Origin of the sequence: Halobellus sp. Atlit-38R, from assembly GCF_003665925.1 — an archaeon.
Lineage (GTDB): Archaea > Halobacteriota > Halobacteria > Halobacteriales > Haloferacaceae > Haloquadratum > Haloquadratum inordinatus.
Genome location: NZ_QXIJ01000418.1, coordinates 1 through 432, shown reverse-complemented (window position 1 = coordinate 432; position 432 = coordinate 1). Strand labels below are relative to the sequence as shown.

Below are 432 nucleotides of genomic sequence, written 5' to 3'. Positions count from 1 at the left end.
GCGCCATGCGCGTCGCGTCGCCGGTCAGCGTTGGCAGGCAGCCGGTGACCTTCGGGTCGAGCGTGCCGGAGTGGGCGACGCCGCCGGTGGGGGGACCGGCCGGATCGAGCGCGGCGAGCGTCTCGTCTATCGCGTCGCGCACCCACGCCGACACCTGATGCGATGAGGGGCTGGCGGGCTTGTCGAGGTTGACGACGCCGAACCGCAGCAGTTCCGGCACCGAGCGCTCGCCGGGCGGCGCGCGAAGCGGGTCCTTCCCGTCGGCGGGAGCGTCGGCGTCGGGGTCTGTGGCGTCTGTCATGCGGAGGCGGGGTGGAGACTCAGAAGTCGTACACGACGCCCTCGACGGGCGATTTCCCCTCGTCGTCCTCGGGGTCGTACGCCTCGACGGTCGCGACGAGGACGTCGAGGAACCGTTCGGGGCCCCAGCGG

At 72.9% G+C, this 432-nt stretch carries 2 pseudogenes; both read right to left on the bottom strand.

From position 1 onward, the window contains the following. Positions 1 to 301 (bottom strand): annotated as a pseudogene (locus D3D02_RS20155) (RNA-guided pseudouridylation complex pseudouridine synthase subunit Cbf5); the annotation flags it as partial. 19 nt (positions 302 to 320) lie between these two features. Further along, a pseudogene (locus tag D3D02_RS20150) lies at positions 321 to 432 on the bottom strand (cytidylate kinase); the annotation flags it as partial.